8 protein-coding genes and 1 pseudogene are annotated in these 5,299 nt (G+C 74.4%); 6 read left to right on the top strand and 3 right to left on the bottom strand.

All coding sequences use genetic code 11. The annotated features are described in order from the left end of the window. From PROKR_RS35630 to PROKR_RS20420, 6 genes and pseudogenes are all read left to right on the top strand, one after another. Positions 1-180: pseudogene (locus PROKR_RS35630) on the top strand (hypothetical protein); the annotation flags it as partial. Further along, complete coding sequence (locus PROKR_RS20400; protein WP_051433188.1) at positions 180-866, top strand: response regulator transcription factor; 687 nt, start codon at positions 180-182, stop codon at positions 864-866. The pseudogene PROKR_RS35630 and the gene PROKR_RS20400, both read left to right, overlap by 1 nt. 64 nt (positions 867-930) lie before the next feature. Further along, positions 931-1,176 carry a hypothetical protein gene (locus tag PROKR_RS20405; RefSeq protein WP_198012522.1) on the top strand — a complete coding sequence of 82 codons (246 nt, stop codon included), beginning with the start codon at positions 931-933 and terminating at the stop codon, positions 1,174-1,176. Positions 1,177-1,206: 30 nt separating this feature from the next. Beyond that, on the top strand, positions 1,207-2,736 hold the full coding sequence (locus PROKR_RS20410; protein WP_036966547.1) for an OmpA family protein: 1,530 nt from the start codon (positions 1,207-1,209) through the stop codon (positions 2,734-2,736). A gap of 22 nt (positions 2,737-2,758) precedes the next feature. Beyond that, entirely contained in the window at positions 2,759-3,376 is a 618-nt protein-coding gene (locus PROKR_RS30870) for a pilus assembly protein TadG-related protein (RefSeq protein WP_051433189.1), read from the top strand. A 116-nt stretch (positions 3,377-3,492) separates the two neighbouring features. Beyond that, the gene (locus PROKR_RS20420; protein ID WP_036966550.1) at positions 3,493-3,936 is read left to right on the top strand and encodes a YybH family protein; all 444 of its coding nucleotides are present in this window, start codon (positions 3,493-3,495) and stop codon (positions 3,934-3,936) included. Positions 3,937-4,018: 82 nt separating this feature from the next. Here the strand turns inward: PROKR_RS20420 and PROKR_RS20425 are convergent, their stop codons facing one another. From PROKR_RS20425 to PROKR_RS35635, 3 genes are all read right to left on the bottom strand, one after another. Next, positions 4,019-4,645: an antibiotic biosynthesis monooxygenase gene (locus tag PROKR_RS20425; protein WP_036966553.1), complete on the bottom strand. Its 627-nt coding sequence runs from the start codon at positions 4,643-4,645 to the stop codon at positions 4,019-4,021. Positions 4,646-4,749: 104 nt separating this feature from the next. Beyond that, positions 4,750-5,007 (bottom strand): DUF6510 family protein, encoded by a 258-nt coding sequence (locus PROKR_RS20430; protein ID WP_036966556.1) that lies wholly within the window; start codon positions 5,005-5,007, stop codon positions 4,750-4,752. Continuing rightward, a partial coding sequence (locus PROKR_RS35635; RefSeq protein ID WP_036966559.1) for an oxidoreductase occupies positions 5,008-5,299 on the bottom strand: 292 nt, incomplete at its 5' end.

Here is a 5,299-nt window from a genome sequence, read left to right on the forward strand (position 1 = left end):
GGCGGCTCGGCGCTCGACACGGACGGCCCGCACGGCGGGCACTACGGCATGCGCGGCGTCCGCGAGCGGGCCCAGCTCTGCGGCGGCGACGCGACCTGGGAAGCCGGGCCGGAGGGCGGCACCGTGGTCACGGTGGTGCTGCCCGCGGAACCGGCCCGAGCACTGGTGGAGGCAGCCTGATGCGCATACTCGCGGTGGACGACAACCCCATCATCCGGATGGGCCTGCGGACGCTCCTGGACGGGACCTCGGGCGTGACGTCCGTGGCCGACACGGGGGACCCCTACGAGGCGATCGCGTACGTCCGGGCCGGCCAGGTCGACGTCGTGCTGCTGGACGTGCGGATGCCCCGGATGAGCGGGCTGGAGCTGCTGCCCCAGCTCACCACCGGGGCGACCGTGGTCATGCTGACCCACACGGACGACCCGGAGACGGTCGCCGAGGCCATCGCCGCGGGCGCCGCCGGGTACCTGGTGCACGGCGCGCTGGAGCCCGAGGCGATGGTCGCCGCGGTCCGGCTCTGCCGGAGCGGCAGCCAGGTGGTCTCCGGGGTGGCCCCGCCGTCCGCCGCACCGTCCCGTGGGCCCGCGGTGCGCGACCTGCTGTCCCGGCGCGAGGCCGAGGTGATGGACCTGGTGGCCGACGGCCTCGCCAACGGCGAGGTGGCGGCCCGCCTGTTCATCTCCGAGAAGACCGTGAAGAACCACGTGAACAGCCTGTTCGCGAAGCTCGGTGTGACCACGCGCAGCCAGGCGATCGTGCGCTGGCTGCAGCGGGGCCCGGAGCCGGCTAGTGCCGTGGGCCCAGGCAGAACAGGCCCGCGACCAGGCCCGCACACCCTGGGGCCGCGGGCCGCCGCTCCATAGGTTCTCTGGTGTGGCCGCGGTCCGATCCGCAGCCGGTCACCGGACACCGAACATGGAGGACACCATGAACAAGCTGATCGAGAAGGCCACCGCCGCCCGCATCGCGCTCGCGGCCGTCGCCGAGCGTGCGGCCCGCCGGGCCCGCGACGACGAGCGCGGCCAGGGCACCGTCGAGTACGTCGGCGCGGTCCTGCTGGTCGTGGCCGTCGTCGGTATCGTCATCGCCGCGGCGAGCGACGTCGGCGACGCGATCGTCACGCAGCTCACCGACGCCGTCAACGACATCGCGGGCGCGGGCGGCGGCGAGTAAGCCACCACCGAGACACAACGGAGGTACTGGATGCGTCAGGTCCACCGCGCCGCGCTCGCCGTCGGACTCGTCGGCCTGCTGGCAGGCTGCGGCCTGACCGGCCCCGACGACCGGGCCGACACGGTGACGCCGCCACCCGACGCATCCCCGACCTCGTCCGGAGGCGCCACCACGCCTCCGGACGAGGTCGTCTCCGTGGAGCGGGAGCTGCACGAGGCGCGCGTGCGGTTCGACCTGCGCCCGGTCGAGGCCGACGGCGACCTGGCGGTACTCCGCTACGAGTACGCCGCCGAGCCGGCCGGCGACGACTCCCTGGGCTCCGGGACCGTCCCGCTGAGCCTGGGCGGGCTGGGCAAGTCCGTCACCGACGGCCGCGGTGTGCGCCTCGTCGACACCGAGGCCCAGGTGGTGCACCCCGTGGCCCAGGCAGCCGACGGGACCCCCGCGGCGGAGCTCGACCAGGACCGCGGCGACGACGACACGCTGACCGGCTCCGCCGTCGCCGTCTTCGCGGCCCCCGCCGGCAAGTCGGTGGACGTGCTGCTGCCCGGGTACGGCGCCGTCACCGTGCCCGTCGTCGCCGCGGGCGACGACTTCGACGCGGCCCTCGAGCAGACCGGCGGCGCCGGGACCGGGGCGACCACCGAGCTGCGCGCCTTCACCCAGGGCTACGACGCCGGGTCCGCGACCTCCGCCGAGGACGACGACGTCACGGTCACCCTGGCCTCCGACGTCCTGTTCGACCCCGACCAGGACACGCTGTCACGGTCCGCGCGGGGCGTCGTCGAGCGGGCCGCCGCCTCGATCGTCGAGCAGGCCGACGCCGGCGACGTGCACGTGGTGGGGCACACCGACGACGTCGACACCGACGCCTACAACCAGGCCCTGTCCGAGCGGCGCGCCCGCTCCGTGGCCGAACGCCTGCGCGCCGACCTGGGCGGCGACTTCACCGTGACCGAGGAGGGCCGTGGCGAGTCCGAGCCGGTCGCCGAGGGCCGGAGCGCCGAGGCGCGCGCCGCCAACCGGCGCGTCGAGATCCACTTCCAGGGCCACCTCGTGGTCGACACGTCAGCCGAGAGCGAGGCGCCCGGGACCGACGCCCCGACCGCCCGGGACGCCGCCGTCACGATCAAGACCGATCGTGGCGAGTACACCGTCGAGGTCGAGTCGGTCCAGCGGCGCCCCGGCGCCCTGGTCGGCACCCTCGTCGCGGAGCGGACCGACGGCACCGGGATCGACCCGGCCTGGTTCCTCCCGGCCCACCTGAAGATGTTCGGCGACCGCAGGTTCGGCGCCCTCGCCGAGGTGGCCGGCCCGCACAACCTGTCGCTGCTCGGCGCCCGCGAGCGGGTGCTGCCCTACGACTACGTGGCCGAGGAGCGCGCGGGCGGCTTCGTGCTGCGCCGGCTGCTCGGCGACGAGGAGGTCCAGACGCTGGACCAGGGCCAGCGCGCCACGATCACCGTCTACTGGCCCGACACCGGCCAGGACACCGTGACCGTGGACGCCCCGGAGCGGTTCCGCATCACCGACGTGCCCGTGACCGACCCGGCCTCGTGACCCATCCACACCAGGAGTGACCATGCCCCGACGGACCGACGACGGTGAGCGCGGCTCCATGCACGTGATGACGATCCCCGTCGCCGTCGGGATGCTCAGCGCAGCGGTGCTGGTGATCGCGATGTTCGGCTCGGCCACGAACGACCGCCGCGAGGCGGGCACCGCCGCCGACGCCGCGGCGCTCGCCGCCGCCCAGGAGTGGGACGACCGGCTGGGCCTGCTGCCCGCGCTGCACCTCCTGGGCGGGGAGCGCTCGGCGTTCTGGGACCTGCTCGAGGAGGCGCTGCTCGGCCCGGGCACCGAGGAGGAGATGTACGAGGCGGCCCGTCAGTACGCCGAGCGCAACGGCGCCGAGCTGGTCGACCTCGACGTCGACGTCGCGCGCCTGCGGGTCACCGCCGAGGTGCGGCACCACGAGGTCGTGCCGGGCACCGGGCTCAGCTCGGAGGCGCGCGCGACGGCGGGGATCCGCCTGAGCGGCGGCCTCTGCCTGGACGGCGGCCTGGGGTGGATGATCGACGGCGAGTGCGTCACCGAGCCGCCCCCGGAGGAGGGCGAGGACTCCGGCGACGACGAGGACGAGGACTGGACCCCGCCCGAGGTGACGGCCTACGCCAGCGACGTCGTTCTGGTGGACTGACCGGGTCACGCTCGACGTGGAGCTGACCGGCGGCGGCGACCCGCGCTGACCGTCACGTTCGGCGCGCCCCCTCCGTCACACCGGTGAGGAACCACCCGACGGAAGGACGGACAGCGATGAGCACGCAGACACCGGACGACGACGAGGCGGCCGTCCGCGGCCGGCTCGACGGGATCATCGAGGGGATCCACGCCAAGGACCTCGACCGGCTGCGGCAGGTCTACGCGGCCGACGTCGTCTCCTTCGACGTCGAGCCGCCGCTGCAGCACGTGGGCGTGGAGGCGAAGCTGGCGAACTGGGCGCGGGTGTTCGCGGCCTTCGCCGAGGTCCGCTACGAGCTGCGCGACCTGGACCTCACGGTCGGCGGCACCGTCGCGTTCGGGCACGGCTTCGGCCGGCTCAGCGGCACCCTCGCGGACGGCACCGTGACGGCCGGCATGTGGGTGCGGGCCACGTTCTGCCTCCGCAAGGACGGCGGCACCTGGCTGGTCGCACACGACCAGGTCTCGGTGCCGCTCGACCTGCGCACCGGCAAAGGACTGACCGGCCTGGAGCCGTGACCGGCCGGGCGCCGGACCCGGCCCTGACGCCGGACCACGGCCGCTGCCTCCTGGCGGCAGCGGCCGCGGTTCCTGTCCGGCGTCACGCCATCTCTGGCACGTGGAGGTGCGCGAACGCGATCTCCATCTCCTCGAGACCGTCGACCGTGGCACCCAGCTCACGGACCACGCGCTCGCGGATGTGTGCGGTGGCCTCCCGCGCGCGCACGACGGCCTCCATGCTGTCGAACGCGGTGGTGCCGACGGCCCGGCCCCGCTCGCGGTCGACCATCAGGCTGCCGCTGCAGAACCCGTCCATCTCCTGCAGCTGCGGCAGGATGACCATGCGGTAGAGGTCGATACAACGGTCGACCATGTCCTGACCGCCGCTCAGCCAGGTGAGGCGGGCACAGGCGCCGTCGGGCGTGGCGTGGTCGCGGTGCACGACTGCGGCCTCCCACTCGTTGACGTCGCCGCCCCCGGTGCTGCCGAGCGCCTGGACGGCCCGCTCGCGCAGCGGGAGGACGGCGTCGGCGCTCGCCTGCATCGCGTCCATCGACTGCCACGCCGTCGTGGCGATGCACCGGCCGGACTCGCGGTCGACCAGCATGGACATCCCGACGCAGCCGTCCATCGCGGTGACGGCCGGGAACACGTCCTCGCGAACGATCCGCAGCCCGTCGTCGATCCCCCCGGGATCACCCTGGACCTCGGTAGTGCGTACGTACATGTCGGACTCTCCCTGTGTGTTCGGGGCAGCGTCCGGACGGCGCTGCCGTCGCCTTCCACACTCCGCCGCCGGGTGGCACAGGTCAAGGCCGGAGCCGACTGAGCTCAGCGCCGCAGCTCGACGGCGCTCAGCCCCGCCAGGCTCAGGATCACGCGGTCGCCCGTGTCGACGACGGTGGCGAGCACCCGGTCGCAGCCCGCGCACCGGGCCACCAGGCCGGGGGCGTCGGTCCAGACCATGGCCTCGGCGATGGGGGCGGTGCGGCCGCAGCCCCCGCACCGGCCGCGGGCGGCGGTGACGTCGGTGCGGAACACCTCCGAGAGCGCACCGGCGAGGACGTTGCCGTCGAGGTGGTGTGTCATCTAAAGACCTCCGAAGCGCTCGGTGTGGATGTCCGCCGCGGCGTGGCCCAGGTCCTGCAGCCAGCGGGCGACCGTCTCGACGAAGCCCGTCGAGCCGCAGACGTAGACGTGCGGGTGCTGCTCCGCCGGGACGGTTCGTGCGGCGAGGGTCTCCCGCGTGAGCCGGCCGACCGGGTCGGGCCAGCCGTCCGGTGCCGCCCGCGTGTAGACCAGGTCGAGCCCGAGCGTCGGCCCGGCGAGCGCGGCCAGCTCGCCGGCGAAGAAGACGTCGGCGGGCGTGCGGGCCGAGTAC

It is taken from the genome of Promicromonospora kroppenstedtii DSM 19349 (assembly GCF_000515355.1).
Classification (GTDB): Bacteria; Actinomycetota; Actinomycetes; order Actinomycetales; family Cellulomonadaceae; genus Promicromonospora; species Promicromonospora kroppenstedtii.

What these genes read in the sequence shown, in the direction of transcription:
- PROKR_RS20430 (WP_036966556.1), bottom strand. Translation starts at nt 5,007, where the DNA reads ATGACACACCACCTCGACGGCAACGTCCTCGCCGGTGCGCTCTCGGAG.
- PROKR_RS20400 (WP_051433188.1), top strand. Translation starts at nt 180, where the DNA reads ATGCGCATACTCGCGGTGGACGACAACCCCATCATCCGGATGGGCCTG.
- PROKR_RS20425 (WP_036966553.1), bottom strand. Translation starts at nt 4,645, where the DNA reads ATGTACGTACGCACTACCGAGGTCCAGGGTGATCCCGGGGGGATCGAC.
- PROKR_RS20410 (WP_036966547.1), top strand. Translation starts at nt 1,207, where the DNA reads ATGCGTCAGGTCCACCGCGCCGCGCTCGCCGTCGGACTCGTCGGCCTG.
- PROKR_RS30870 (WP_051433189.1), top strand. Translation starts at nt 2,759, where the DNA reads ATGCCCCGACGGACCGACGACGGTGAGCGCGGCTCCATGCACGTGATG.
- PROKR_RS20420 (WP_036966550.1), top strand. Translation starts at nt 3,493, where the DNA reads ATGAGCACGCAGACACCGGACGACGACGAGGCGGCCGTCCGCGGCCGG.
- PROKR_RS20405 (WP_198012522.1), top strand. Translation starts at nt 931, where the DNA reads ATGAACAAGCTGATCGAGAAGGCCACCGCCGCCCGCATCGCGCTCGCG.